The following is a 25,023-nucleotide window of genomic DNA, read 5'->3' as shown; positions in this document are numbered from 1 at the left end:
TATATTTAGTATTGCAAATGTATATAAAATTGTAAGACAATTGAATGAGTTTGACGGAAATTGATTTACACCAACAACTGAAGAAATACTTTGGATTTAGCCAGTTCAAAGGGCTTCAGGAAGAGGTGATTACCAGTGTTGTGAAAGGTAACAACACGTTTGTGGTAATGCCAACCGGAGGAGGAAAGTCCCTATGCTACCAACTCCCGGCTTTAATTGCCGACGGGACAGCAATTGTGGTTTCGCCCCTTATTGCCCTAATGAAGAACCAGGTAGATGCCATTCGCGGCATCTCCTCAGAACACGGGGTGGCCCATGTTCTTAACTCCTCGCTGAACAAGACCGAAGTACGGCAGGTGAAGGAAGATATCAGCAATGGAATAACCAAGCTTTTATATGTAGCCCCCGAGTCGTTGACCAAAGAAGATTATGTGGATTTTCTAAAGACACAAAAGATCTCTTTTCTCGCTATAGATGAAGCGCATTGTATTAGTGAATGGGGGCACGATTTCAGGCCTGAATATCGGAATTTAAGGAATATCATTGGCCGCATTGGGGACAATATCCCTATTGTGGCACTTACGGCAACTGCTACTCCCAAGGTACAGGAGGATATTCTGAAAAACCTTGGTATTACCGATGCCACTACTTTTAAGGCAAGTTTTAACCGGCCTAACCTCTATTACGAAGTACGGCCAAAAACTAAAAACGTAGATGCCGATATCATAAGGTTTGTAAAGCAAAACGAAGGCAAGTCTGGTATAATTTATTGCCTTAGCCGTAAAAAAGTAGAGGAACTGGCGCAAACCCTTCAGGTAAACGGGATAAGTGCCGTTCCATATCATGCGGGACTGGAAGCCAAAACCCGGTCCAGGCACCAGGATATGTTCCTTATGGAAGATATAGATGTGGTAGTTGCCACAATCGCCTTCGGGATGGGAATAGATAAGCCCGATGTGCGTTTTGTGATCCATCACGATATTCCAAAAAGCATAGAAAGTTATTACCAGGAAACCGGAAGGGCCGGGAGGGATGGTGGCGAAGGCCACTGCCTTGCGTTTTATTCCTATAAAGACATAGAGAAGCTTGAAAAATTTATGAGCGGCAAACCCGTGGCCGAACAGGAAATTGGCCATGCGCTGCTCCAGGAAATAGTGGCTTATGCAGAAACATCGGTTTCCAGGAGGAAATTCATTCTTCATTATTTTGGGGAAGATTTTGACCAGGAGACGGGAGAAGGCGCTTCCATGGACGATAATGTGAGGCATCCCAAAAAGAAAACGGAAGCGCGGGAAGAAGTGGAGCTCTTGCTGAAAACGGTTAAGGAAACCAGGGAATTGTACAAGGCCAAAGACTTGGTACGCACGCTGGTTGGCAAATCCAATGCCATTATCGCTTCACATAAAACCGATGAAAACCCGCTTTTTGGAAAAGGGAATTATAAGGATTCAAAATATTGGATGGCACTCATCCGGCAGGTTCTGGTTTCCGGAATGCTGAAAAAGGATATCGAGACTTACGGGGTGATAAAGATCACCGCCAAGGGAGAAGAATTTTTGCAACAGCCGGAATCTTTTATGATGACTGAAGATCATATTTTTGATGTGACTACAGAAGGGGTTTCTTCAGCTTCAAAAAAAGCGGGCGGAGCAGTAGACCAGCAGCTGGTAAATATGCTGAAGGATTTGCGGAAAAAGGTGGCAAAAAAACTTGGTTTGCCGCCATTTGTCATTTTCCAGGATCCTTCACTTGAAGATATGGCATTAAAATATCCCATAAGTATAGAAGAGCTGGGGAATATTTTTGGTGTAGGAGAAGGCAAGGCTAAAAAATACGGAAAGGATTTCGTAGAGCTTATCGCCAGGTATGTTGAAGATAACGACATTATTCGCCCAGATGACCTGGTGGTGAAATCTACCGGTGCAAATTCGGCCTTAAAGCTTTATATCATTCAGAATGTAGACCGAAAATTGCCTCTGGACGATATCGCTTCAGCCAAAGGAATGGAAATGAATGAATTTATAAAGGAAATGGAGGCCATTGTGTATAGCGGAACAAAGCTTAACATCGATTATTACCTTCAGGATATTTTAGATGAAGACCAGCAGGAAGAGATACATGAATATTTTCTTGAGGCGGAAACCGATAAAATTGATGACGCGATAGAAGAATTTGACGGGGATTACGATGATGAGGAATTGCGGCTTTATCGTATAAAATTTATTAGTGAAGTGGCGAATTAAGTAAGAAGTGAATCCTTTATGATTACACATACGCTTGTTTTATTTTGAATGCTGAATTATGGATTCTTATTGGTTTCAATTTGGAGTGCACAAACTACCCAGCCAGAAAACTCACAACCCACAACTCATAACATTAGATTTTTCTGTTTAGCTGGATATCATTGTCCATTCTCCATTTAAGAATATAACTGACAACTAAAAACTATAATATAATTCGACTTTTCGCTTTTTCTCCCGCAGATAACGTAGATTATGGCAGGGGTATTTTGAAGTTTTGGACGAATAAACTACCCAAACAGAAAATAAATCAGACAACCGACAACGGACAACTCATAACATTGTGCTTCCGGTTAGCCAGATTTTCCATTTTCCATTCTCCATTTTCAATTGGCTATTTTTAAGAATCAGCAATTGGATAATCTTCAACCTATATTATAATTTTCAATTTTTTCTCCCGCAGATAACGCAGATTATGGCAGGGGGTATTTTGAAGTTTTGGACGAATAAACTACCCAAACAGAAAATAAAATCAGACAACCGACAACGGACAACTCATAACATTGTACTTCCGTTTAGCCAGATTTTCCATTTTCCATTTTCAATTGGCCATTTTTAAGAATCAGCAATTGGATAATCGCCAACTTATATTATAATTTTCAATTTTTTCTCCCGCAGATAACGCAGATTACCGCAGAGGATATTGTGAAATTTTGGACCAATAAACTACCCAAACAGAAAATAAAATCAGCCAACCGACAACGGATAACTCATAACATTGTACTTCCGGTTAGCCAGATTTTCCATTTTCCATTCTCCATTTTCAATTGGCCATTTTTAAGATTCAGCAATTGGATAATCGCCAACTTATATTATAATTTTCAATTTTTTCTCCCGCAGATAACGCAGATAACGCAGATTACCGCAGAGGATATTGTGAAATTTTGGACCAATAAACTACCCAAACAGAAAATAAAATCAGACAACCGACAACGGACAACTCATAACATTGTACTTCCGGTTAGCCAGATTTTCCATTCTCCATTTTCCATTGGCCATTTTTTACTGCCACTAAAACCACCCCGGCCTTCGGCCACCTCTCCTTAAAAAGGATGGGAGCTTTTTTCAGCTGCTTTAAAGAATGATTAATTTTTTCAACCACAACCCTTACCCGATAAAGAAACCTTCTAACTTCCCACCTCTAACTTCATTTTATTAATTATCGGCCACCGTTGGCCTGAAGATCTGTAATACATTGGGCGTCCAGCATGGGAACGCCATTTTCATCCAGCATGTTGGCAATTCCATAGCCAAATTCTATAGAAGAACGCATAAGACAGCCGCGGGCAGTGCAATGTCCGTCATTCTCACTGTCGGCATGGTCACTTTGTGCTTCAGAACCAATGTCTACGAGGCCCAGCAGATGCCCGAATTCGTGGTTTAGTACCGCAGCTTCAACGGTTTTCCTGGACGGATTACCTGGTTTTGCCACAAATTCTTCTATTGTTTTAGTATAAATCACCATGGAGGTATTTCTAAAAGCCGAACCAAGAATTACTTTGCTGTCTTCATCATCTTCGTTACTGCCATCGGCATAATAAATAAAAACGGCAATTTCATCACCCGCATTGTAAGTGGTTCTTGTAGTCTTTTCGATATCTACAATTTCATCTATTTCAAAGGGCGCCAGGCCTGAAGACTCCACTGAGCGAAGGTTAATATTAATTCCATCGGGTTTAAATGTTCTTCTTTCCAGATAACTTTTAAAAATTTTAAGCGCATCAGGATTTGGCGCATAACCAGCTACATAAGCAATTTCAATATTAATAGAAGTGAATTTTTCATCGCTTAATAGATCGTGCGCAGAATCTCCCAGGCTCCTTAGATTTACACTTTTATCAATCCGGCTGCTTAGATCGTCATCGCCGGTAGTACAGGAAATAATAGTTGTAAATAGCGCAAAGATTAGCAGCAACCTGTTTAGCTGAATTTTCTTCGGAAGGTTTTTGGAGACTTTATAATACATTGAGCTTTAAAATCGGGATCTGGGTACCGCTTGTGCGGCATAAAAATCCAAAAATATAAAATTACTTCTTCTTTGGCTGAAGTCTTGCCAGATAATCGTAATGCCTGCCTTTTTTTAGAAGTTCACAATTAAAATTGTTATAATCGGCTATGTGTTTCAGCGATTCAAAATCTATATAAAGCCAGTCAAAACTTTCTGACTGTTCTCCCTTATAGCTTAGCTGAAACCGGATTTCCCCAATGTATTTATCATCCGGATCGTCGTCTTCATCCTGCAAATAACTCAGGTCTGAAGAGTCTATTAGCAGCTGCCCACCAGGTAGCAGCAGATTTTCGACATGTCTGAAAAATGAATTCAAATTCTTCAGGTTTCCTATTATGCCGGTGCCGTTCATCAGCATCAGGATAGTATCAAATTTTTCGTTTTTTAGCTCAAAGAAATCGAGGTGGCGAGCATCTTTTAATCCTCTTTCCGAAGCAATTTTAATGGCGCCCCCGGAAGTATCTATGGCCGTGACCTTTAATTTTTTCTTATTCTGAAGATATAAGGCATGGCTGCCTGCCCCGCAGCCAACATCGAGCACGCTCCCGCGGCAGGTTTTTAAAGCGGTTTTTTCTATGGGAGGCATATCGCCAAATTCCCTGAACAGGTAGAAAACCGGAATAATATCATCGTCAAAATCTGGGGAATGTACAATAATATCACTTTCATCCTTATGATAATAATAGGCTGAAATAGCCATTCCAAATATGTCCTTCTTAGTCTTATTCATATCTTTGCCAAATGCAGGAAACCTTAGAAAATCTTCCCGACCGCGCCAAAGATAAGCATAAGGAGAATAAAAAGTTTTTTTCAAAATTGAGAAAAAAGCCTCCCAAAGATCTGGACCGGCAAATGCAGGAGCTGCATGAGGAAGAATTTGCCAAAACAAATTGCCTTGATTGTGCGAATTGCTGTAAAACAACCGGCCCTCTTTTTACTAATAAGGATATTGAGCGTATTAGTAAGCATTTAAAACTAAAGCCACAGCAGTTTATTGAGCAGTATTTGCGGATAGATGAAGATAAAGATTATGTTTTGCAGGAGGTGCCATGTGCTTTTTTAGCCCCCGATAATTATTGTCTTATTTATGATGTTCGCCCCAAAGCCTGCAGGGAATATCCGCATACCGACAGGAAAGACTTTCATAAAATTTCTAATCTCACCATTAAAAATACCGCAATTTGTCCTGCCGCTTATAATATCGTGGAAAAAATGAAGGCGAGGCTGAAATAATTTTTAAAAAATTTTTAGCAGAGTTAAAAGAGAAAACTTATTTTGTGAAATATTTAAGAATTTATGAGAAAAATTACTCTTTTTATTTTAGTCCTTTTTAGTTTCAACTCCTATGCTGCCAATTGGCTTACCTCTTTAGATGAGGCCCAGGAACTCGCGTTAGGAACAAACAAATTAATTATTGTCGATTTTTGGGCAACGTGGTGCGGCCCGTGTAAGAAAATGGATTCGGAATCGTGGAGCGATCCGGAGATAGAGACATTAATGCAAAACTTTGTTCCTGTAAAAATTGATATTGATCATGAAAGGGCACTTGCCGGTAGTTATAATATAAGGGCAATTCCGGATGTTTTTATTCTGAATGGAAATGGGGACGTGATTGTTCACCACAAGGGGTATATGTCTAAATCACAATTAGCGGAGTTTTTAACGGAATATTCCCTGCAGACTTCTTTTTTACAAATGGAATCTATAGCCTATTTTAAAAATCCCAAATATCACACCGCCCTTAGGCTTGCCAAAAAGTATCAGGATTTTAGCCTTTACCTGGAAGAAGAGGTGCAAAGCAATATGCTGCGGTTATCTGAAGAATACCTGCGGGCGGCAAAAAGTTTATTAGACAAAGACCAGGCAAATTATGAGTGGGTGAACCAGCAGATTGAGTTGCTGGAAATGATCCCATTCCTGTACACCGGAAACTATGATAAAGTAGCAAGAAAACTTGATAGGAATTTTGAGCAGGAAGAAATCCGGGATAACAATCTGGACCTTTATTATTATCTCAATTACTGTTGTTCGAAAGGACTGGATTCTGAAGAAAAAGCCGAATGGAGGGAAGGTTTAAGCTCGTATGATACTACTCAGGAATTCTCAAAGAAGGCTAAGATTTTATTCGGGGAAATATAAAGCGCTAGGTCTTTTCCCCTTGAAGTAGGGAGCCTGCCGGAAATATTCCTTTTATGGAAGAAATATTAAAATCTATAATTTACCTGTAAATCGAATATTTCTTTCTGGTCTTCTGAAAATCTTCCAACCCTGGCTTCCAGCTTTTTCTTATTTCTTCAGCTGAAAGTCCGCTCTCTATTTGCTGCTGAAGTTTTTTTGTACCTGCCAGTTTTGTAAAAAATGAGTTGAAAAATTGCCCTTTATCTGAAGTATTTTGATAAGCTTTAATCAGCCATTCCAGGTTGATTTTTTCAGGGACATTAATTTGGCTAAGATCTTCTCCATAACATATCTTTCCAAGGTGCTTTGGGGATTTTGCCCCTGGCATTGACTGTGGCGTATAGGAAAAGTCATAGATACTTTTATCCAAAAAAGGAGAGGCGTACACCTGGAACTGTTTTGATGTTCCGCGGCCCGCATTAACATTGGTACCTTCAAAAAAGCATAAACTTGGATACAGCTGTATGGCCTGGTCATTTGGTAAATTAGGAGAAGGTTTCACCGGTAGGCTGTAGGCTTTGGAATGATCGTAATTTTTCATCTCAATAATAGTAAGATCGGCTTTTTTGGAATCTTTAAGCCAGCCCTCCCCATTGATCATTTTCGCATATTCTCCCATAGTCATTCCATGAACTACAGGAATAGGGTGCATTCCCACAAAACTCTGATATTCATTTTCAAGAACCGGCCCGTCTATATAATTCCCGTTGGGGTTTGGCCGGTCCAGCACGAGAAGTTGAAGCTTGTTTTCGGCCGCGGCCTCCATAATATAATGCAGCGAAGAGATATAGGTATAAAATCTGGTGCCAACATCCTGAAGGTCAAATATCAAAACGTCAATTCCTTTTAACTGTTCTGCGGAAGGTTTTTTGTTGTTTCCATAAAGGGAAACTACCGGAAGGCCGGTTTTGGGATCTTTCCCATCCTGCACTGCTTCCCCGGCATCGGCGTCTCCCCGGAAACCATGTTCAGGCGCAAAAACTTTTTTTACATTCACTCCCAGGCTTGTCAGGGAATCCACCAGGTGGGTATAGGTGCCGTTTTTATTTTTAATAAGTGAACTCTGATTTCCCACAATTCCTACACTTTTTTTCTTTAGTAAAGGCAGGTATTCTTCAGTTCTGTTGGCTCCCACAACTATGTCTTCGGAAGTCTGAACATCCTCCTGTGTGTTTTCTGCATTAAAAGCTTCAGCCTTTTTTGGCTTATTGTTTGTGTTTCCGCAGGAAAGGAAGCTTATAAGAACGAATAAAAATGTACTTTTGAATAACCTCTTAATCATAGTTCTGGTTTGAATTTCGAGTTTTTCGTCGTAAAACGACTTATTAGCACCAAAAAGTATAAAAGTAGCATTTCCGCTCCTATAATGAAAATAGCAGTGGTGGCTATTGCCATTGGTGTAATTATGATGCTGGTTTCTTTCGCCACAGGACTTGGGCTTCAGCAGAAAATACGGGATAAAATTGCCGCTTTTAACGGCCACATTATTATTTCAAACTACGATAATAACAGCTCCCAGATCACCTTTGAGCCGGTTTCCCGAAACCAGGATTTTTACCCCGACTTTCCAGAGGTGGAAGGGATTGAACATATCCAGGCCGTGGCTACAAAATTTGGGGTAATAAGAACGGCTACAGATTTTGAAGGCGTGATTGTAAAAGGCGTGGGGGAAGACTATAACTGGAATTATTTTAAGGATTTTCTGGTTGAAGGGGAGCTTCCTGATGTCCAGAATAATTTGAATGATGAGGTGTTAATTTCTGATTATCTTGCTAACCGGCTTCAGCTAAAAGTGGGGGATAAGGCCCCGACTTATTTTTTAAGGGAAGATAATGAGCGGCCGTTACTTCGCGCTTTTGTGATTACAGGGATTTACGATTCCGGGTTTCAGGAATTCGATGAGCTCTATATGATTGCTGATATCAGGCATATCCAGCGCCTCAATAAATGGGAAGATGATGAAGTGGGCAATTTTGAAGTTTTTATAGATGATTTTGATGAGATTGACTCCAAAGGAAACCAGGTTTATGAAAATACCGGCTCTTTCCTGGATACCCAAACGATCACCCAAAAGTATTACGCGATCTTTGAATGGCTTTCCTTATTTGATTTTAATATCGCCCTGATTATTGGAATTATGATCCTGGTAGCGGGGATTAATATGATTACCGCATTACTGGTGCTTATCCTGGAAAGAACGCAAATGATTGGGGTACTGAAAGCCCTTGGGAGTACCGACTGGGCCATCAGGAAAATATTTTTATGTAATGCGGGATATCTCATATTGCGCGGGCTCTTCTGGGGAAATTTAATAGGAATAGGATTATTATTGCTTCAGAAGTATCTGAAATTATTTCCGTTGGATCCCCGTACTTATTATGTTACCGAAGTGCCGGTGTATTTAAACTGGGACTATATTTTTGCAGTGAATATTGGAACGATGCTCTTGTGTATGCTGATGCTGCTTATACCATCAATTATCATTTCCAAAATATCTCCCGTAAAAGCCATGAAGTTCGAATAAATGAAGTAAGAAGTTTAGAGGTGCGAAGTTGGCAGTGAAGAATCAAAATGTTATCATATTTCCGTTCCTGGTACAGGTTGGCCACTAAAAGTGCAAATCTGTTTTTTCTCACAAGCAACAAATAATAGACAACAGGCGCCCCCCCCCCTGGTGGCAAAATCTTTGTTTATCTGCTATTCTGCGGGATAAAATTTTACCTTTGCAATCTTAAATAGAAAGAATGGAATACGCAGAAAATATATTGGGTACAATCGGCAATACGCCGCTGGTGAAAATGAATAAGATTACAAAGGAAATTGACGCGCTTGTACTCGCAAAATATGAAACTTTTAATCCCGGAAATTCGGTTAAGGACCGTATGGCCTTAAAAATGGTGGAGGAGGCCGAAGCGAAAGGCCTGCTGAAGCCGGGAGGAACAATAATAGAAGGAACTTCCGGGAATACCGGGATGGGCCTTGCTCTTGCAGCTATTGTGAAGGGCTATAAGATGATTTGCGTGCTTAGCGATAAACAAAGCAAAGAGAAAATTGACATTTTGAAGGCTGTGGGAAGTGAGATTGTGGTGTGCCCAACAGATGTGCCGCCGGATGATCCAAAATCTTATTATTCGGTTTCCCGCCGTTTAGCTGAAGAAACTCCCAACAGCTGGTACGTAAACCAGTATGATAATCTGGCAAATACCAGGGCACATTATGAAAGTACAGGCCCGGAGATCTGGAGGCAAACCGATGGAAAAGTCAAGCATTTTGTGGTAGGCGTGGGAACCGGCGGAACCATATCTGGAGTTGGAAAATATCTTAAAGAACAAAACCCTGATATTAAAGTTTGGGGAATCGATACTTATGGTTCGGTTTTTAAAAAGTATCATGAAACCGGGGTTTTTGACGAGAAGGAAATCTATCCTTATGTTACCGAGGGTATAGGGGAAGATATTCTTCCTAAAAATGTTGATTTCAGCGTGATTGATGGTTTTACCAAAGTTACCGATAAAGATGCCGCGGTTTACACCCAGAAACTAGCCAAAGAGGAAGGCTTCTTCCTGGGGAACAGTGCAGGGGCAGCAGCAAAAGGATTGCTTCAGCTAAAAGAGCATTTTACAAAAGATGATGTGGTGGTGGTGCTTTTTCATGATCATGGTAGCCGTTATGTTGGCAAGATGTACAATGATGAGTGGATGAAGGAAAAAGGTTTTCTGGAAGATGGCCCTGTGGAAGATGAGATTTCTTGATTTTAAGAGCTGCTTTTTTGGGCGGCTTTTTTGTTGCTAAGATTTACATGCTGCATAAGAAAAAATAAAACGGCACCACTAAAGTACATGATAACATCTAAAAAGTCTGCTGTATATCTGGACATAATTTCGGGGAGTAGAAGTTCAAAATACAGGCTGTAAAAGACGGTTAGGGAAAGTATGGGGAGAATCTTCAGGTTAAGCTGCTTATCCTGCTTTAACCATTGCACGGTTTTAAGGCAAATGCCAAGCACAACAGGCATGCAAAGAAAATCTTTTAGATAATGCCGTATACACCGGGGAAAACCAAAGCTGAAAATATTCAATTCTATAATTAGAAATAAGCCGGTGCAAACAAAAAAGAAAAACCACACAAGCCTCATACTGCTACTAATGAAACTATAAAAGCCAGGATGCCACCAAGCACCATTACCGCAATCCAAATGGTATAGCCGGTTTTTGCAAAAGCCCTTATGATAGGATTTTGATGCTCCCTTAGCGATTTTTTGTTTTTTTTATTTGCCTGTGTCTTTTTTTCGGAAACTGGTGGAGACACATTGGGATTGTCCGGAGCTTTCCGGTTTGGATTATTTGGATTTTGGGAGTCAGGCATAGCTCATTCTTCTTTGTATCTTAGAAAATACAAAAAATGCCTTCTACTTTTCAAAGGCTTTTCAATTTTACAACAGCTTTAACTTTTTCTCCAATAAAAACCATTTGTAAATTCTGTAGCTATCCGTTTCATTAAAATTTTCTAATTTGTAGCGAAAATCGAGTAAATGAAAAAAGTATACTTCCTGATAATTGCAGTATTTTGTATGGCCTGCAGTTCTACTTCAGAAACCAATACCCCTCCGGTGCCCTCAGAAAATTACAACATTAGCTATCTTGCCCTTGGCGATTCCTACACCATAGGTGAAAGTGTAGAGGCAGATGACCGCTGGCCGGTACAATTAGCCGTGTCATTAAGGGACAGGGGAATTAAAATTGCGCCACCAAAAATAATAGCTAAAACCGGGTGGACCACAGAGGATTTGTTGGATGGGATAGAGGAAGAACTTAATGTTCAGCGGGATTTTGACCTTGTTTCCATCTTAATTGGAGTCAACAATCAATACCAGCAGCGGTCTATAGATGAATATGAAACCCAGTTGCGGGAAGTTTTCAGGAAGGCCATCAACCATTGTAAAACCATGGAAAAAGGTGTGTTTGCTGTAAGTATTCCAGATTATGGAGCAACTCCGTTCGGGCAGGCCAATGCTGAAGTTATAACGGAAGAAATCAATGAATTCAATGCTGTATTTCGGGAAGTGGCCGAAGATTTTAATGTGCCTTTCTATAATATAACTCCTATTTCACGGCGTGCTGAAGATAATCCGGAGTTGGTGGCAGAAGATGGACTTCACCCGAGCGGTTTGATGTACCAGTACTGGGTAGATGAAATTGTTGATGAGGTAGCGCAAATTCTTCAGGATTAATTTTAGTCCGCTGATTTTCAAATTGATATTTTGCCTACTTTTAGTAGATGCAGGAAGATTTTCTACATTATATCTGGAAGTTCCAAAAATATGATTTTGCCAGGGCGGCCACTACCGCGGGGGAATCGGTTTTAATTCAGGATACCGGTATTCACAACGAGCTCTCCGGCCCCGATTTTTTTAATTCAAGGCTCAAGATAGGGGAACAACTTTGGGCAGGAAATGTGGAAATCCACCTGAAGTCTTCAGACTGGTACCTCCATAGGCATGAGTCTGACGAAAGCTATGATAATGTGATCCTGCATGTGGTTTGGGAGCACGATGTGGAAATATACCGTGCCGATAATTCCCCAATTCCCACCCTGGAATTAAAAAACAAAGTTCCTTTAGAGGTTGTTGAGAAGTATGAACTGCTGCTTTCCAAAAAGGCCAGGTGGATAAACTGTGAAGATTCTTTTGGCAAATTTGAAAGATTTGAAACAGCACATTGGCTGGAGCGGTTATATTTTGAGCGACTCGAAGCGAAGTCGGCACTTGTTTCCCGGCTGCTTCAAAAAACTGAAAACGATTGGGAAGCTGTACTTTTTCAGCTTTTAGCAAAGGCATTTGGCCTCAACATTAACGGGGAAAGTTTTTTAAGTATAGCGCAGAGCTTTGATTTTAAGATCTTCCGCAGAAACCAGGGAGAGATACTGAAGCTGGAGGCTGTTTTAATGGGGCAGGCGGGATTTCTGGAAAAGGAATGTGAAGATATTTATTTTCAGAAGCTAAAAGAGGAATATCAATACCTTCAGCATAAATATAAGATGTCCAATGCTGAGGTTATTAAACCCAAATTTTTCCGCCTGCGGCCGGATAATTTCCCGATGATCCGCCTGGCGCAACTGGCTAAAGTGTACGCAGGCACAGCCTTTCTTTTGGACAGGATAATGGGCGCTGAAAGTATAGAGGATTTCTACGGGATTTTTCAGGTAGAGTTGAATGCTTACTGGAGTTGCCATTATAATTTCGGCAAAGAGCATAAGCCAAAGAAAAAGCGAACCACCTGGGCATTTATTGATCTTATTCTTATAAATACCATAATTCCTTTTCAATTTGCTTACTTTAAACATTTAGGAAAACCCGTGGAAACCATTTTGGAGCTGGCTGAAAAAGTTCCTGCTGAAAATAATACCATTGTCGCGAAATTTAACCTGTTAAAGCCTGCTGTGGCTTTAAGTTCTATGGAGTCCCAGGCGCTTCTTCAGCTAAAGAAAAACTACTGCGATTTGAATAAATGCCTGCAATGTGAGCTGGGATTGAAGCTTTTGCAGCAAAAGACGCTGCAGTCTCCTTAGAAGGTTCACTTTTTAAACATTTGCAGGAAACTTAAAATTATTACCGGTTCTTATTTCTAAGCTTGTTCCCGTCTTATCATTTTTTCCTAATTTTGAAATATGCATAGTTTTATCTACGATATTCGCTATTTCTTTGAACGCCACGGCTTCTATGTATCCTCGAGGTTGGCAGACAAGCTAGGGATGCGGGCAAAAAGCGTGCGCCTATTCTTTATTTACGCATCGTTTTTTACCATGGGAGCAGGTTTTATTATATACCTTACGCTGGCATTCTGGTTAAAACTGAAGGATTTGGTGTACACAAAAAGGACATCAGTTTTTGACCTTTAGGAATTTATTATTACAATTTCCGTAATAAGGGGGGTAAAACTAAGGGGTGGCTTCAGAATTATTAACAAATCATTTGGAATTTAACTCCCAAAAATTTGAAATAGGCTAATTTTTTAGCATCTTGCTGCGCTGAAAATTAATCTAATCTAAAATACCCCGCGAAACATATGAGAAAGTATTTGCTTTCATTTATTTTCCTATTTTCTGTACTATCTGGCTTTGCTCAGGATATGACTGTAGATGCTGAAGTAGGAAACCCTTCAAATGTTATTAATAATGGATTTATTGACCTGAATGTTACCGGAGGAACTCCTCCCTACACCTATAAATGGAGCAATCAGGAAACACCTTTAGAATCTAAAAGAGCTGAAGGCCTCGTAGAGGGAATTCCTTACAGTGTGGTAATTACAGATAGCCAGGGAAATTCGAAAACAGTAAGTTACACAGTAGAAGCAGAAGCAATTACCGAACATTTTAATGGTACTTTTGTGCCTATTGTTGGGAGTATGACAGAAATTTTGTTCTGGGATCCTTTTGCTGCAATGGGGATTTATGATCCTGTGCAATATGCCGATCTAAAAAATGTTGCCACTCCGGGCTGGAGTGCCGATGTTGAAGACAGATTTGTGCTTCAGGAATGGTTAGTGGAAGAAGGCACTCACGTGCAGGAAGGACAGGCTATTGCTGTTGTAAATTCTGATAAAGGTGGCCCTGTGGAAGTAGAGGCTCCCGCTTCAGGTGAACTTAATTACCTGGTGGAAGAAGGCAATGTGATTTTTGACTATCAAAACGCTGAAGATGTTATCCAGACAGGAGCGCATTACCTGGCACAGATTGAGTATGATGAGCCGGTAATCCTTACACATCCTAATGGGACGCCTAAAACCAATTCTATTCCGTTTATCGTGGTTTGGCTGATCTTTGGTGCAGCCTTTTTTACTATTAAAATGGGCTTCATCAATATCAGAGGTTTTGGTCATGCGCTGGATTTGGCCAAAGGTAAGTATGACGATCCCGACGCGCCCGGTAGTATCACCCATTTTCAGGCTTTAACAACGGCTGTTTCGGCTACTGTTGGCCTTGGAAATATTGCCGGTGTGGCTGTGGCGATTTCCCTTGGTGGGGCAGGAGCTACATTTTGGATGATAATTGCCGGTTTACTGGGAATGTCCTCAAAATTTGTGGAATGTACCCTTGGGGTGAAATACCGCTTTATTAATTCTGAAGGAAGAATCTTTGGAGGTCCTATGAATTACCTTCGTTACGGACTGGAAAAACGAAACATGAGGGGCCTTGGTAAATTCCTTGCCGGATTTTTCGCCATATTAGGTATTGGCGCTTCTTTTGGAGGTGGTAATATGTTCCAGGCTAACCAGTCTTTTGAAATCCTTCAGGGGCAATTCCCTATGTTAACGGGGAACGGCTTTTGGTTCGGGCTGGTGGTTGCTATTCTTGTTGGAGTGGTAATTATTGGTGGGATTAAAAGTATTGCCAACGTAACAGGAAAAATTGTTCCTTTTATGGCCGGGGTTTACGTAATTGGGGCATTGATCGTAATCGGAATCAACATTGAAAATATTGGCCCTGCTTTTTCTGCAATCTGGGATGGCGCTTTTAGTCCGTCAGCTTTAAAAGGTGGGATTATTGGAGTATTGATCGTCGGTTTCCAGAGAGCGGCTTTCTCTAATGAAGCCGGTGTAGGTTCTGCAGCCATTGCGCACAGTACGGCCAAAACAAACAACCCGCCTTCTGAAGGTTTTGTGGCACTGCTGGAGCCGTTTATAGATACGGTTGTGGTTTGTACCTTAACTGCCCTTGTACTTATTTTTACCGGTATGCATGAAGTAGAAGGAGTAGGAGGAGTAGAACTTACCTCTTCAGCCTTCGCCAGTGTTGTTTCTTGGTTCCCTTATGTACTTGCATTGGCAGTTTTCCTTTTCGCATTTTCAACCATGATTTCATGGTCTTATTACGGAATGAGGGCATGGACCTATCTCTTTGGAAAAAGTGAGAAAACAGAGCTTGTTTATAAAATTTTATTCCTTGTATTTGTTGTTGTCGGGGCTTCAGTAAGTCTTGGAGCTGTACTGGATTTTTCAGATATGATGATCCTGGCAATGTCTTTCCCTAATATCATAGGCCTCTATATTATGTCTGGTGAAGTGAGGAAAGACCTTAGCGAATATTTCAGGAAATTAAGGGCGGGTGAGCTTTTTACCAAAGAAGGCAAGCCTAAAAAAGTGAAAACCACCTAGTGGTTGGCCAAATATGAATTTTTTTAAATCCCATTTTGTTTTCAACAGAAGTCAGCAAAATGGGATTTTTCTTTTGGTGTTCATTATCATCATTCTGCAGGTCATTTTGTTTGCTGTAGATTTTTCTTCGGAAGCTGTTACGCCGGAAATTTCTGATCACGAACTGGAGGGTCTCCAGAAAAAAATAGACTCTGTAAAGCTGGCTTCAGCTAAAAAAGATCCTGAAATTTTTCCTTTTAATCCAAATTTCATCACCGACTATAAAGGCTATACCCTGGGAATGTCCCCTGCGGAAATAGATCGGTTACTTGCCTTCCGGGAATCCGGAAAGTGGATTAATTCAGCAGAAGATTTCCAGGAAGTTACCAATGTTTCAGATGCTTTGCTTAAAAAGATATCGCCATATTTCCAATTTCCGAAATGGGTTCAGCAGCAGGGAAAAATTGCAGCTAAGCTGAATAATGCAATTTCTGCAAAGGTTGAAAGAAAAGATATTAATCAGGCTGGGTTGGAGGATCTGATGCAGGTAAATGGAATAGGAGAGGTGCTGGCTCAAAGAATTATCAATTATCGTAACAAGATTGGTGGTTTTATAGATGATATTCAGTTAAAGGATATCTATGGACTTGGCTACGAAGCAAGGGAAAACCTTTTGCGGGAATTTTCCGTAAAAAACGAACCGGAAATCGAAAAGAAAAGCATTAATACAATTAATGTTCTAGAGCTTTCAGAAGTTCCATATTTCAGCTATGAACTGGCAAGGGAGGTGGTGAATTACCGGAATCTGCACAGCGGGATCACTTCTTTTGAAGAATTAGCAAAAATCAGCAGTTTTCCAGCTGATAAGATTGATAGAATTAAATTATATTTGACTTTAGATTAATTATATTAAAATAAAGGTGGGTTTTATAGAAATTTCTGTGAAAATCGGCAGATCTTAAAAATTGCTTTTATTTTAGTGGCTTTAATTTTTACGGCTACTAAAATTATTTCTTCGGAAATGAAAAAAACAAGAATTGCTAAGTATGAATAGTATGTATTTTACAGAGGAGCACGAACTTTTTAGAAAAAGTTTTCAGGACTTTCTTCAAAAGGAGGTGGTGCCTCATATTGATAAATGGGAAAAATCAGGAACCATAGAAAGGTTTATCTGGGCCAAATTTGGGGAGATGGGTTATTTTGGCCTTAACCAGCCAGAGAAATATGGCGGTTTGGACCTGGACCTTTTTTATACGGTTATTTTTCTGGAAGAATTGCAAAAAATAGATTCTGGCGGTTTCGCGGCTGCTATGTGGGCTCATGCTTACCTGGCGATGACACATGTAAAAACCGAAGGGAGTGATGCTATAAAAGAGAAATACCTTAGCGCCAGTATAGATGGCGAAAAAATTGGATGCCTTTGTATTACTGAGCCTTTTGGTGGTTCTGACGTCGCGGGAATGCGTACAACGGCTGAGAAAAAAGGCGATAAATTTGTGATAAACGGTTCCAAAACCTTTATCACCAATGGGGTGTATTCAGATTATCTTGTGGTCGCCGCTAAAACCAGTCCTGAAAAAAGAAATAAGGGAATGAGTATTTTTATTATAGATCGTGATACCCCGGGAATCTCTGCGGGAAAACTGGATAAGCTTGGCTGGAGAGCTTCGGATACCGCCGAGATCGCTTTTGATAATGTTGAAATTCCAGCGGAAAACCTTATGGGAGAAGTGGATAAAGGCTTTTCTTATATCATGCAGCACTTTGCCATGGAACGATTAATCATGGGGATCAATGCCCACGCCAGGGCAGATTACGCCCTTAACTACACCTTAAACTATATGTCAGAAAGGGAGGCTTTTGGAAAGACTATCGATAAATTTCAGGCGCTTAGGCATTCTGTGGCAGATATGGCCAGTGAAATAGAAATGTGCCGGGAATTTAACTATTCCGTGGCGAAAAGAATGGAGGACGGTATATATGTGGTAAAGGAAGCCAGTATGTCTAAACTTCTCTCCACAAAGATGGCAGATAAGGTTATATATGACTGCCTGCAAATGCTGGGAGGTTATGGCTATATGGAAGATTATCCTCTGGCAAGACTTTATCGCGATAGCAGGCTCGGCCCAATCGGCGGCGGTACCTCTGAAATTTTGAGAGAAATTATCGCTAAAATGATAATCGATAAAAAGGAATATAAGCCAGCGGCAAATTAGCTTGATTCTCATTTTAGCGAAAATGTTTTTCAAATTATCGCTAAAATGATAATCGATAAGAAGGAGTACAAGGCACCGGTAGCAAAAGAATAGTGGAGGAGAGGGAAAGAGGAAAGAGAGATTTTAACTCTGTACTTTCCTCTCTCCACTTTTTATTTATCTGAATGGAAATAAAAAATAAAAAATAAATTGCGGGTTTGCATAAATGATTTATATTTGCAGCCTTAAATAATTTTTAAAGAAAGGAGGTGACACTATGTTAATAATACCAGTAAAAGACGGAGAAAATATTGATAGAGCGCTGAAGCGTTTTAAGAGAAAGTTTGATAAAACCGGAACTATGCGTCAGTTGAGAAGTCGTCAACATTTCACAAAGCCGTCAGTAGAACGTAGGGCTCAAATCCAAAAAGCTGAATATATTCAGCATCTAAGAGATCAGGAAGAAATTTAATTTTCTTTTGGTTCTTCAATTGGAAAGATTTAATTAAAATCCACTGAAGCCCTGCTTCATTGGTATGATTATACTAACTGTTGGTAAGCTAAAGTTTTTTAACTTTGCTTATCAACAGTTTTTTTATGCCCTATCCTGAATTCTTCGATTATCTTCAGCTAGAAAAGAAATATTCTGCGCACACCATAACAGCATACAAAGCCGATTTGGAATCTTTTCATCATTTTCTTCAGGAGGAATATAGCACAGGAGATCTGGCAGATGTGAATTACTCTCAGATAAGAAGCTGGATTGTACAACTGGTAGAGGAAGGAGTGTCCAACAGGAGTATCAACCGAAAAATTTCTTCGCTTAAAGCTTTTTATAAGTTTCTTCAGAAAACAAAGCAAATAGAGTTTTCTCCCCTTGCCAGGCACCAGGCTTTAAAAACTCCCAAAAAGATACAGGTTCCTTTTTCAGAAAAGGAAGTGTCTGATGTTCTTAAGCAAATGGAATCTTCAGATTTTTCCGGTCTCCGTGATAAATTAATGGTGGAGTTGTTTTATTCCACCGGAATTCGTCGTATTGAGCTTATTGAAATCAAATTAAATGATGTAGATCTATCCGGCGGGATGTTGAAGGTTCTTGGTAAAAGGAATAAAGAACGTTATATGCCTTTACTGCCATCGGTTATAAAGAGCATCGAAACTTACCTGGAAGAAAGAAACAAGATGAACGGAGGAAATGGGGAAAATGTTTATTTATTTATTTCGGATAAGGGGAAGAAACTATATGAAAGTTTTGTTTATCGGCGCATTAATAATTATTTTAGTAAGGTTTCTGGTAAACTTAAAAAGAGTCCGCACATATTGCGGCACTCCTTTGCCACACACTTGTTGAACCAGGGGGCGAATTTAAATGCTGTTAAAGAATTGCTGGGACATTCCAGCCTGGCGGCTACCCAGGTTTATACGCATAACAGTATTTCAGAATTAACTAAAGTTCACCAACTGGCACATCCCAGGAACAGAAAGGACTACTAGATCATCCATTGTTTAATTTAAATTGTTAGGTATGAAAGTAAATGTGCAATCCGTAAATTTTAATGCAGATCGAAAACTTGTGGATTTTATCCAGAGAAGGTTGGACAAGCTGGAAAATTATTATGATAAAATAATTTATGCAGATGTTTACCTGAAGGTGCAGAATACAAGTGGCAAAGAAAATAAAATCACTGAAATTTTACTCAGTGTTCCGGGTGGTGATGTAATGGTAAAAAAGACCTGTAAAAAATTTGAAGAATGTGTGGATGAATGTGTTGCATCCCTGCAGCGACAGCTTATTAAGAGGAAAGAAAAATTAAGCGCTCACGTTTAGGTAATTTTTTTATCTAAATGTTTTGAGAAAGAAATAATTTAATTACATTTGCAGTCCGTTAGAAATAGCGGACTTTTTTATGCTGAAAAAGTAGTTTAAAAGCCGATGTAGCTCAGCTGGCTAGAGCAGCTGATTTGTAATCAGCAGGTCGTGGGTTCGAGTCCCTCCATCGGCTCTTGAAATTTTGAAGTGATATTCTTTAAAAAAAGTTTTTGTTTAAAAAGCTGGTTTTAAAGGTACTGAAAAAAGTTCTCAGAAATTTTGAAAAAATGCTTTGGATGGTGCGGTAAAATTCTCTTTATTTGCAGCCGCAAAATACCATCATAAAGCTTAGTCGGTAAAACGGCTACGGTTCTATGAAATAGTGGAAATTAATTGGGGAGATACTCAAGCGGCCAACGAGGACAGACTGTAAATCTGTTGTTTTTTAACTTCGCAGGTTCGAATCCTGCTCTCCCCACACAAGGTAAGGTCAAAGGTTGAAGGTGTAATGTTTAACATTAATCTTTAAACCTTAATCCTTCAAATGCGGGAGTAGCTCAGTTGGTAGAGCGTCAGCCTTCCAAGCTGAATGTCGCCGGTTCGAACCCGGTCTCCCGCTCTAAGAAGTCTGGAACTTTGAGTTCATGATGGCTTTGTGAAAAGTGAAAGTTTCTTCTTTCGCTGGTGAATTTGGAAATACTGTCGATTGACTGATTTTTCTGATTTTATTATTTGCAGGCTTTGAGTTTGAGAGCAGAAAGTGGATATGACTTTCTGTTTTGTTGTAGGCAATATTTTAACCCATAAACCAGTAGGTTTAAGGTTTTTGTTGTTTATGAATATTGAATTTAAGGCCAGGGATGTTGATCATCTTTTAAAAGCCGACGTAGCTCAGGGGTAGAGCGCTTCCTTGGTAAGGAAGAGGTCACGAGTTCAATTCTCGTCGTTGGCTCTTGTTTTTGTATAAAATTGAACACTAATATATAACTAAGATTAAATAAGTATTAATTATGGCAAAGGAAACTTATGATCGTTCCAAACCGCACCTAAATATTGGTACAATTGGACACGTAGATCACGGAAAAACAACTTTAACAGCAGCGATTACACGTGTAATGGCTGACGCAGGTTATTCAGAAGCCAGTGCTTTCGATCAAATCGATAACGCTCCTGAGGAAAAAGAAAGAGGTATTACCATTAACTCTTCACACGTTGAGTATTCGACTGCAAACCGTCACTATGCTCACGTTGACTGTCCTGGTCACGCCGATTATGTGAAGAACATGGTAACTGGTGCTGCTCAAATGGACGGTGCTATTCTTGTGGTGGCTGCAACTGATGGTCCTATGCCACAAACTCGTGAGCACATCCTTCTTGGGCGCCAGGTAGGTATCCCAAGAATTGTTGTGTTCCTTAATAAAGTTGACCTTGTTGATGATGAGGAGCTTCTTGAGTTGGTTGAAATGGAAGTAAGAGATCTTCTTTCTTTCTATGAGTATGACGGAGATAATGGACCTGTAATTTCTGGTTCTGCACTTGGAGCTCTTGAAGGTGATGAAAAATGGTCAAAAACAGTTCTTGAGCTTATGGAGGCTGTTGATAACTGGATCGAATTGCCAGAGCGTGATGTAGATAAGCCTTTCTTGATGCCTATCGAAGATGTATTCTCTATTACCGGTCGTGGTACTGTTGCAACAGGACGTATTGAAACTGGTGTGGCTAATACAGGTGACCCTGTAGAAATTATAGGTATGAACGCTGGTAAACTTACATCTACTATCACAGGTGTTGAAATGTTCCGTAAAATATTGGATAGAGGTGAAGCTGGTGATAACGTGGGTATCCTTCTTAGAGGTATTGAAAAGAGTCAGATTTCCAGAGGTATGGTAATCACCAAGCCTGGATCTGTAACTCCTCACGCTAAATTTAAAGCAGAGGTTTATATCCTTAAAAAAGAAGAAGGTGGACGTCACACTCCATTCCATAACAATTACCGTCCTCAGTTCTACGTACGTACAACTGACGTAACAGGAACAATTAACCTTCCTGAAGGTGTGGAAATGGTAATGCCAGGAGATAACCTTACTATTACTGTAGAGCTTATCCAGCCTATCGCGATGAACCAGGGACTTCGTTTCGCTATCCGTGAAGGTGGTAGAACAGTAGGTGCTGGTCAGGTAACTGAAATTTTAGACTAATTATAGTTTGAATATAAAAGGTATCCCGTTTTTCTCGGGGTACCTTCTTTATACGGGTTTAGCTCAGTTGGTAGAGCACTGGTCTCCAAAACCAGGTGTCGGGAGTTCGAGCCTCTCAACCCGTGCAAATAATTTTAGAAATGGCAGGAATTGTTAATTACATATCAGAGTCTTATAACGAATTAAAAAACCATGTTACCTGGACAAGCTGGCCTGAAGCTCAACGCTTAACTATTGTGGTGGCGGCATTTTCAATTGTGTTTTCACTTGTGGTTTGGGGTGTTGATTCTTTGTTTAGTCAAGTTATCGAGCATTACTTCGAATGGATTAAATCTTAAATTAAACACACATGGCAGAGGTAAAAGATAAAAAATGGTATGTAGTTCGTGCCGTTAGCGGTCAGGAAAATAAGGTTAAAGATTACATTGAAAGAGAAATAGCCCACCATGGCCTCGAAGATCAGGTAGACCAGGTTCTTGTTCCTACCGAGAAGGTGATTCAGATTAGAAATGGGAAGAAAGTAAACAAAGAAAGGGTTTATTTTCCTGGGTATATAATGGTGCAGGCAAATCTGATTGGTGAAATTCCTCATATTATTAAAGGTATTAACGGCGTTATTGGTTTTCTTGGAGAAACAAAAGGAGGAGATCCTGTTCCACTTAGAAAATCTGAAGTTAACCGCATGTTAGGGAAAGTAGATGAACTTTCGGTTAAGGCAGATAATGTAGCTATTCCGTTTACTCTTGGTGAAACTATAAAAGTAATCGATGGTCCTTTTAACGGCTTTAACGGAACAGTAGAGAAGATTAATGAAGAAAAGCGCAAGCTTGAAGTGATGGTGAAGATCTTTGGTAGAAAAACTCCGTTGGAATTAAGCTACATGCAAGTAGAAAAAGTATAAACTAACTGTTACATATTTTTTGATAGTTTTTTCAGCTTCCACTCAACAAACTATCACTTAAAAATTTGAAAAATGGCAAAAGAAGTAAGTAAAGTTGTAAAACTACAAGTTCGAGGAGGTGCTGCTAACCCATCACCACCAGTTGGACCTGCTTTGGGTGCTGCCGGGGTAAATATCATGGAATTCTGTAAGCAATTCAATGCTAGATCCCAGGACAAGCAAGGAAAAGTACTGCCAGTTGTGATTACTGTATATTCAGATAAGTCTTTTGATTTTGTGATCAAGACTCCACCTGCAGCAGTACAATTGATGGAAGCAGCTAAAACTAAAAAAGGTTCTGGTGAGCCAAATAGAAAAAAGGTAGCAAGTGTTTCTTGGGATCAGGTTAAAACCATTGCAGAAGATAAAATGCAGGATTTAAATGCGTTTACAGTAGAATCTGCAATGAAAATGGTTGCCGGAACAGCGCGTTCAATGGGAATCACTGTAAAAGGTAATGCACCGTTTTAATCCAAAAAGAATTTAAGAAATGGCAAAAGTAACTAAAAAGCAAAAAGAAGCTCAGGCTAAGATCGAAAACGGGAAACTGTATTCGGTGGCAGAAGCTTCAGCTTTAATAAAAGAAGTTTCCAACGAAAACTTTGACCCTTCTGTGGATTTGGCGGTTCGTTTGAACGTAGATCCTAGAAAAGCAAACCAAATGGTAAGAGGGGTGGTAACACTTCCGCATGGTACCGGTAAAGATGTGAAGGTTCTTGCTTTGGTGACTCCAGATAAAGAGGAGGAAGCTAAAGAAGCTGGTGCAGATTTTGTTGGTTTAGATGAGTACCTGGAAAAAATTAAAGGTGGCTGGACAGATGTTGATGTAATTATCACCATGCCCAGCGTTATGGGTAAATTAGGTCCCCTGGGTAGAATTTTAGGACCCAGAGGTTTAATGCCTAACCCTAAAACCGGTACGGTAACTATGGATATCGCTAAAGCGGTTTCTGATGTGAAAGCCGGTAAAATTGACTTTAAAGTTGATAAAACAGGTATTGTTCACGCTGCAATTGGTAAGGCGTCTTTTGATGCTGAAAAAATTGCTGGTAACGCAAGGGAATTATTAACTACGCTGGTAAAGTTGAAGCCTCAGGCTGCCAAAGGTGTCTATATAAAGAGTATTTATATGGCTAGCACCATGAGCCCGAGTGTGGCAATTGACACTAAAAGGTTTACTGAGCAATAATAAGTTATTATGACAAGAGAAGAAAAATCACAAGTAATAAAAGATTTAACTGCCCAGTTAGCTGATGCTCCAACAATTTATTTAGCAGATATTTCTGGCTTGGATGCAGGTACTACTTCTAATCTAAGAAGAGCTTGTTTTAAGGCAGATGTAAAGCTATCGGTAGTTAAAAATACATTGCTGGCAAAAGCAATGGAAGCTGTTGAAAAAGATTTTGGCAACCTTCCTTCAACTTTAAAAGGCAATACCTCCATCATGTTATCTGAAACCGGAAACGCTCCGGCCAAGGTAATTAAAGAATTCAGAAAAAAATCCGAAAAGCCTCTTCTTAAAGGCGCTTTCGTAGAGGAAGCTGTATATGTAGGAGATGAATACTTAGATGCATTAGTAAACATCAAATCTAAAGAGGAAGTTATTGGAGATATCATCGGATTGTTACAATCACCTGCTAAGAACGTTGTTTCTGCGCTTAAATCTGGTGGTGGTAAAATAGTCGGTATTCTGAAAACCCTTTCTGAAAAAGAAGGATAAACAAGTACGCACTTTTTAACAATTATAAATTAAAGAACTTTTTAAAACGATAGAAAAATGGCAGATTTAAAAGATTTCGCAGAACAATTGGTTAACTTGACTGTAAAAGAAGTTAATGAGTTAGCTGATATTCTAAAAGAAGAATATGGTATCGAGCCTGCTGCTGCAGCTGTAGCTGTTGCTGGTGGTGCCGGAGGTGGTGAAGAAGCCGCTGAAGAGCAAACTGAATTTGATGTAATCCTTAAAGCTCCGGGTGGGTCTAAACTTGCAGTTGTAAAACTTGTAAAAGAACTTACCGGTCTTGGTCTTAAAGATGCTAAGGAATTAGTAGACAACGCTCCGAAACCAGTAAAAGAAGGAGTTGCTAAAGACGAAGCTGAAGCATTAAAAGCACAGTTAGAAGAAGCAGGAGCCGAGGTTGAGCTTAAATAAGCTTGACGAAAGCAATATTATTTAGGTTTAGGCCTCAGGATACGCTCCTGAAGGTCTAAACCCTTTTGCGTATATAACGGCACAGTCCTTGTAGCGCACCCACATATATAA

At 39.9% G+C, this 25,023-nt stretch carries 26 protein-coding genes and 5 tRNA genes; 26 read left to right on the top strand and 5 right to left on the bottom strand.

Annotated features, from left to right (window positions below):
• Nucleotides 1-44 precede the first annotated feature (44 nt).
• Nucleotides 45-2,243: a RecQ family ATP-dependent DNA helicase gene (locus RM553_RS09275; protein ID WP_311534637.1), complete on the top strand. Its 2,199-nt coding sequence runs from the start codon at nt 45-47 to the stop codon at nt 2,241-2,243.
• Between the two features lie 1,216 nt (nt 2,244-3,459).
• Here the strand turns inward: RM553_RS09275 and RM553_RS09270 are convergent.
• Nucleotides 3,460-4,266 carry a hypothetical protein gene (locus RM553_RS09270; RefSeq protein ID WP_311534636.1) on the bottom strand — a complete coding sequence of 269 codons (807 nt, stop codon included), beginning with the start codon at nt 4,264-4,266 and terminating at the stop codon, nt 3,460-3,462.
• A 61-nt stretch (nt 4,267-4,327) separates the two neighbouring features.
• Nucleotides 4,328-5,038, bottom strand: a complete 711-nt coding sequence (locus RM553_RS09265) for a class I SAM-dependent methyltransferase (protein ID WP_311534635.1) — start codon at nt 5,036-5,038, stop codon at nt 4,328-4,330.
• 11 nt (nt 5,039-5,049) lie between these two features.
• Here RM553_RS09265 and RM553_RS09260 point away from each other — a divergent pair, with 11 nt between their 5' ends.
• Nucleotides 5,050-5,541: a YkgJ family cysteine cluster protein gene (locus RM553_RS09260; RefSeq protein ID WP_311534634.1), complete on the top strand. Its 492-nt coding sequence runs from the start codon at nt 5,050-5,052 to the stop codon at nt 5,539-5,541.
• Nucleotides 5,542-5,604: 63 nt separating this feature from the next.
• Nucleotides 5,605-6,447, top strand: a complete 843-nt coding sequence (locus tag RM553_RS09255; protein ID WP_311534633.1) for a thioredoxin family protein — start codon at nt 5,605-5,607, stop codon at nt 6,445-6,447.
• A 79-nt stretch (nt 6,448-6,526) separates the two neighbouring features.
• Here RM553_RS09255 and RM553_RS09250 read toward each other — a convergent pair whose 3' ends face one another.
• On the bottom strand, nt 6,527-7,768 hold the full coding sequence (locus tag RM553_RS09250; RefSeq protein ID WP_311534632.1) for an exo-beta-N-acetylmuramidase NamZ family protein: 1,242 nt from the start codon (nt 7,766-7,768) through the stop codon (nt 6,527-6,529).
• Between the two features lie 9 nt (nt 7,769-7,777).
• On the opposite strand from RM553_RS09250, the gene RM553_RS09245 reads away from it, so the two are divergent.
• Nucleotides 7,778-9,010, top strand: coding sequence for an ABC transporter permease (locus RM553_RS09245; protein WP_311534631.1), 1,233 nt, complete (start codon nt 7,778-7,780; stop codon nt 9,008-9,010).
• Nucleotides 9,011-9,230: 220 nt separating this feature from the next.
• Nucleotides 9,231-10,238, top strand: coding sequence for a PLP-dependent cysteine synthase family protein (locus RM553_RS09240; protein ID WP_311534630.1), 1,008 nt, complete (start codon nt 9,231-9,233; stop codon nt 10,236-10,238).
• Nucleotides 10,239-10,240: 2 nt separating this feature from the next.
• Here the strand turns inward: RM553_RS09240 and RM553_RS09235 are convergent, their stop codons facing one another.
• The gene (locus tag RM553_RS09235; RefSeq protein WP_311534629.1) at nt 10,241-10,501 is read right to left on the bottom strand and encodes a hypothetical protein; all 261 of its coding nucleotides are present in this window, start codon (nt 10,499-10,501) and stop codon (nt 10,241-10,243) included.
• Nucleotides 10,502-10,617: 116 nt separating this feature from the next.
• On the bottom strand, nt 10,618-10,851 hold the full coding sequence (locus tag RM553_RS09230; RefSeq protein ID WP_311534628.1) for a hypothetical protein: 234 nt from the start codon (nt 10,849-10,851) through the stop codon (nt 10,618-10,620).
• Between the two features lie 166 nt (nt 10,852-11,017).
• On the opposite strand from RM553_RS09230, the gene RM553_RS09225 reads away from it, so the two are divergent.
• From RM553_RS09225 to rplL, 21 genes are all read left to right on the top strand, one after another.
• Nucleotides 11,018-11,716: an SGNH/GDSL hydrolase family protein gene (locus RM553_RS09225; protein ID WP_311534627.1), complete on the top strand. Its 699-nt coding sequence runs from the start codon at nt 11,018-11,020 to the stop codon at nt 11,714-11,716.
• Nucleotides 11,717-11,763: 47 nt separating this feature from the next.
• Nucleotides 11,764-13,053: a DUF2851 family protein gene (locus RM553_RS09220; protein ID WP_311534626.1), complete on the top strand. Its 1,290-nt coding sequence runs from the start codon at nt 11,764-11,766 to the stop codon at nt 13,051-13,053.
• Nucleotides 13,054-13,152: 99 nt separating this feature from the next.
• Nucleotides 13,153-13,383: a PspC domain-containing protein gene (locus tag RM553_RS09215; RefSeq protein ID WP_311534625.1), complete on the top strand. Its 231-nt coding sequence runs from the start codon at nt 13,153-13,155 to the stop codon at nt 13,381-13,383.
• A 167-nt stretch (nt 13,384-13,550) separates the two neighbouring features.
• Entirely contained in the window at nt 13,551-15,638 is a 2,088-nt protein-coding gene (locus tag RM553_RS09210; RefSeq protein ID WP_311534624.1) for an amino acid carrier protein, read from the top strand.
• 13 nt (nt 15,639-15,651) lie between these two features.
• The gene (locus RM553_RS09205; protein ID WP_311534623.1) at nt 15,652-16,521 is read left to right on the top strand and encodes a ComEA family DNA-binding protein; all 870 of its coding nucleotides are present in this window, start codon (nt 15,652-15,654) and stop codon (nt 16,519-16,521) included.
• Between the two features lie 142 nt (nt 16,522-16,663).
• Entirely contained in the window at nt 16,664-17,833 is a 1,170-nt protein-coding gene (locus tag RM553_RS09200) for an acyl-CoA dehydrogenase family protein (protein ID WP_311534622.1), read from the top strand.
• A 256-nt stretch (nt 17,834-18,089) separates the two neighbouring features.
• The gene (rpsU, locus tag RM553_RS09195) at nt 18,090-18,284 is read left to right on the top strand and encodes a 30S ribosomal protein S21 (RefSeq protein WP_311483079.1); all 195 of its coding nucleotides are present in this window, start codon (nt 18,090-18,092) and stop codon (nt 18,282-18,284) included.
• A 125-nt stretch (nt 18,285-18,409) separates the two neighbouring features.
• A complete protein-coding gene (locus tag RM553_RS09190) occupies nt 18,410-19,306 on the top strand; it encodes a tyrosine-type recombinase/integrase (protein WP_311534621.1) in 897 nt (298 codons plus the stop codon).
• A 31-nt stretch (nt 19,307-19,337) separates the two neighbouring features.
• Entirely contained in the window at nt 19,338-19,640 is a 303-nt protein-coding gene (gene hpf, locus RM553_RS09185; RefSeq protein ID WP_311534620.1) for a ribosome hibernation-promoting factor, HPF/YfiA family, read from the top strand.
• Nucleotides 19,641-19,741: 101 nt separating this feature from the next.
• Nucleotides 19,742-19,815: transfer RNA gene (locus RM553_RS09180), tRNA-Thr, on the top strand.
• A gap of 202 nt (nt 19,816-20,017) precedes the next feature.
• Nucleotides 20,018-20,100 (top strand) — tRNA-Tyr (locus tag RM553_RS09175).
• Between the two features lie 68 nt (nt 20,101-20,168).
• A tRNA-Gly gene (locus RM553_RS09170) sits at nt 20,169-20,241 on the top strand.
• 261 nt (nt 20,242-20,502) lie between these two features.
• Nucleotides 20,503-20,574 (top strand) — tRNA-Thr (locus RM553_RS09165).
• Between the two features lie 58 nt (nt 20,575-20,632).
• On the top strand, nt 20,633-21,820 hold the full coding sequence (gene tuf, locus RM553_RS09160; protein ID WP_311534619.1) for an elongation factor Tu: 1,188 nt from the start codon (nt 20,633-20,635) through the stop codon (nt 21,818-21,820).
• Nucleotides 21,821-21,872: 52 nt separating this feature from the next.
• A tRNA-Trp gene (locus tag RM553_RS09155) sits at nt 21,873-21,945 on the top strand.
• A gap of 15 nt (nt 21,946-21,960) precedes the next feature.
• Nucleotides 21,961-22,158, top strand: a complete 198-nt coding sequence (gene secE, locus RM553_RS09150) for a preprotein translocase subunit SecE (RefSeq protein ID WP_311534618.1) — start codon at nt 21,961-21,963, stop codon at nt 22,156-22,158.
• An 11-nt stretch (nt 22,159-22,169) separates the two neighbouring features.
• Nucleotides 22,170-22,721: a transcription termination/antitermination protein NusG gene (gene nusG / locus RM553_RS09145; protein WP_311534617.1), complete on the top strand. Its 552-nt coding sequence runs from the start codon at nt 22,170-22,172 to the stop codon at nt 22,719-22,721.
• A gap of 72 nt (nt 22,722-22,793) precedes the next feature.
• Nucleotides 22,794-23,231 (top strand): 50S ribosomal protein L11, encoded by a 438-nt coding sequence (gene rplK, locus RM553_RS09140; RefSeq protein WP_311534616.1) that lies wholly within the window; start codon nt 22,794-22,796, stop codon nt 23,229-23,231.
• Nucleotides 23,232-23,250: 19 nt separating this feature from the next.
• Nucleotides 23,251-23,949 carry a 50S ribosomal protein L1 gene (gene rplA / locus RM553_RS09135; RefSeq protein ID WP_311534615.1) on the top strand — a complete coding sequence of 233 codons (699 nt, stop codon included), beginning with the start codon at nt 23,251-23,253 and terminating at the stop codon, nt 23,947-23,949.
• 9 nt (nt 23,950-23,958) lie between these two features.
• On the top strand, nt 23,959-24,480 hold the full coding sequence (gene rplJ, locus RM553_RS09130) for a 50S ribosomal protein L10 (RefSeq protein WP_311534614.1): 522 nt from the start codon (nt 23,959-23,961) through the stop codon (nt 24,478-24,480).
• 57 nt (nt 24,481-24,537) lie between these two features.
• Nucleotides 24,538-24,912 carry a 50S ribosomal protein L7/L12 gene (gene rplL, locus RM553_RS09125; protein ID WP_311534613.1) on the top strand — a complete coding sequence of 125 codons (375 nt, stop codon included), beginning with the start codon at nt 24,538-24,540 and terminating at the stop codon, nt 24,910-24,912.
• Nucleotides 24,913-25,023 lie beyond the last annotated feature (111 nt).

The sequence above is a fragment of the Autumnicola tepida genome (assembly GCF_031846485.1).
Lineage (GTDB): Bacteria > Bacteroidota > Bacteroidia > Flavobacteriales > Flavobacteriaceae > Autumnicola > Autumnicola tepida.
Note: the sequence above shows the minus strand (reverse complement) of the source record. Positions and strands in the feature narration are given on the sequence as shown.

What these genes read in the sequence shown, in the direction of transcription:
- RM553_RS09250 (WP_311534632.1), bottom strand. Translation starts at nt 7,768, where the DNA reads ATGATTAAGAGGTTATTCAAAAGTACATTTTTATTCGTTCTTATAAGC.
- RM553_RS09275 (WP_311534637.1), top strand. Translation starts at nt 45, where the DNA reads ATGAGTTTGACGGAAATTGATTTACACCAACAACTGAAGAAATACTTT.
- RM553_RS09220 (WP_311534626.1), top strand. Translation starts at nt 11,764, where the DNA reads ATGCAGGAAGATTTTCTACATTATATCTGGAAGTTCCAAAAATATGAT.
- secE (WP_311534618.1), top strand. Translation starts at nt 21,961, where the DNA reads ATGGCAGGAATTGTTAATTACATATCAGAGTCTTATAACGAATTAAAA.
- RM553_RS09235 (WP_311534629.1), bottom strand. Translation starts at nt 10,501, where the DNA reads ATGCCTGTTGTGCTTGGCATTTGCCTTAAAACCGTGCAATGGTTAAAG.
- rplJ (WP_311534614.1), top strand. Translation starts at nt 23,959, where the DNA reads ATGACAAGAGAAGAAAAATCACAAGTAATAAAAGATTTAACTGCCCAG.
- RM553_RS09225 (WP_311534627.1), top strand. Translation starts at nt 11,018, where the DNA reads ATGAAAAAAGTATACTTCCTGATAATTGCAGTATTTTGTATGGCCTGC.
- rplL (WP_311534613.1), top strand. Translation starts at nt 24,538, where the DNA reads ATGGCAGATTTAAAAGATTTCGCAGAACAATTGGTTAACTTGACTGTA.
- RM553_RS09215 (WP_311534625.1), top strand. Translation starts at nt 13,153, where the DNA reads ATGCATAGTTTTATCTACGATATTCGCTATTTCTTTGAACGCCACGGC.
- RM553_RS09270 (WP_311534636.1), bottom strand. Translation starts at nt 4,266, where the DNA reads ATGTATTATAAAGTCTCCAAAAACCTTCCGAAGAAAATTCAGCTAAAC.
- tuf (WP_311534619.1), top strand. Translation starts at nt 20,633, where the DNA reads ATGGCAAAGGAAACTTATGATCGTTCCAAACCGCACCTAAATATTGGT.
- RM553_RS09240 (WP_311534630.1), top strand. Translation starts at nt 9,231, where the DNA reads ATGGAATACGCAGAAAATATATTGGGTACAATCGGCAATACGCCGCTG.
- RM553_RS09190 (WP_311534621.1), top strand. Translation starts at nt 18,410, where the DNA reads ATGCCCTATCCTGAATTCTTCGATTATCTTCAGCTAGAAAAGAAATAT.
- RM553_RS09255 (WP_311534633.1), top strand. Translation starts at nt 5,605, where the DNA reads ATGAGAAAAATTACTCTTTTTATTTTAGTCCTTTTTAGTTTCAACTCC.
- RM553_RS09205 (WP_311534623.1), top strand. Translation starts at nt 15,652, where the DNA reads ATGAATTTTTTTAAATCCCATTTTGTTTTCAACAGAAGTCAGCAAAAT.
- rplK (WP_311534616.1), top strand. Translation starts at nt 22,794, where the DNA reads ATGGCAAAAGAAGTAAGTAAAGTTGTAAAACTACAAGTTCGAGGAGGT.
- RM553_RS09265 (WP_311534635.1), bottom strand. Translation starts at nt 5,038, where the DNA reads ATGAATAAGACTAAGAAGGACATATTTGGAATGGCTATTTCAGCCTAT.
- rpsU (WP_311483079.1), top strand. Translation starts at nt 18,090, where the DNA reads ATGTTAATAATACCAGTAAAAGACGGAGAAAATATTGATAGAGCGCTG.
- RM553_RS09230 (WP_311534628.1), bottom strand. Translation starts at nt 10,851, where the DNA reads ATGCCTGACTCCCAAAATCCAAATAATCCAAACCGGAAAGCTCCGGAC.
- hpf (WP_311534620.1), top strand. Translation starts at nt 19,338, where the DNA reads ATGAAAGTAAATGTGCAATCCGTAAATTTTAATGCAGATCGAAAACTT.
- nusG (WP_311534617.1), top strand. Translation starts at nt 22,170, where the DNA reads ATGGCAGAGGTAAAAGATAAAAAATGGTATGTAGTTCGTGCCGTTAGC.
- RM553_RS09210 (WP_311534624.1), top strand. Translation starts at nt 13,551, where the DNA reads ATGAGAAAGTATTTGCTTTCATTTATTTTCCTATTTTCTGTACTATCT.
- RM553_RS09260 (WP_311534634.1), top strand. Translation starts at nt 5,050, where the DNA reads ATGCAGGAAACCTTAGAAAATCTTCCCGACCGCGCCAAAGATAAGCAT.
- rplA (WP_311534615.1), top strand. Translation starts at nt 23,251, where the DNA reads ATGGCAAAAGTAACTAAAAAGCAAAAAGAAGCTCAGGCTAAGATCGAA.
- RM553_RS09200 (WP_311534622.1), top strand. Translation starts at nt 16,664, where the DNA reads ATGAATAGTATGTATTTTACAGAGGAGCACGAACTTTTTAGAAAAAGT.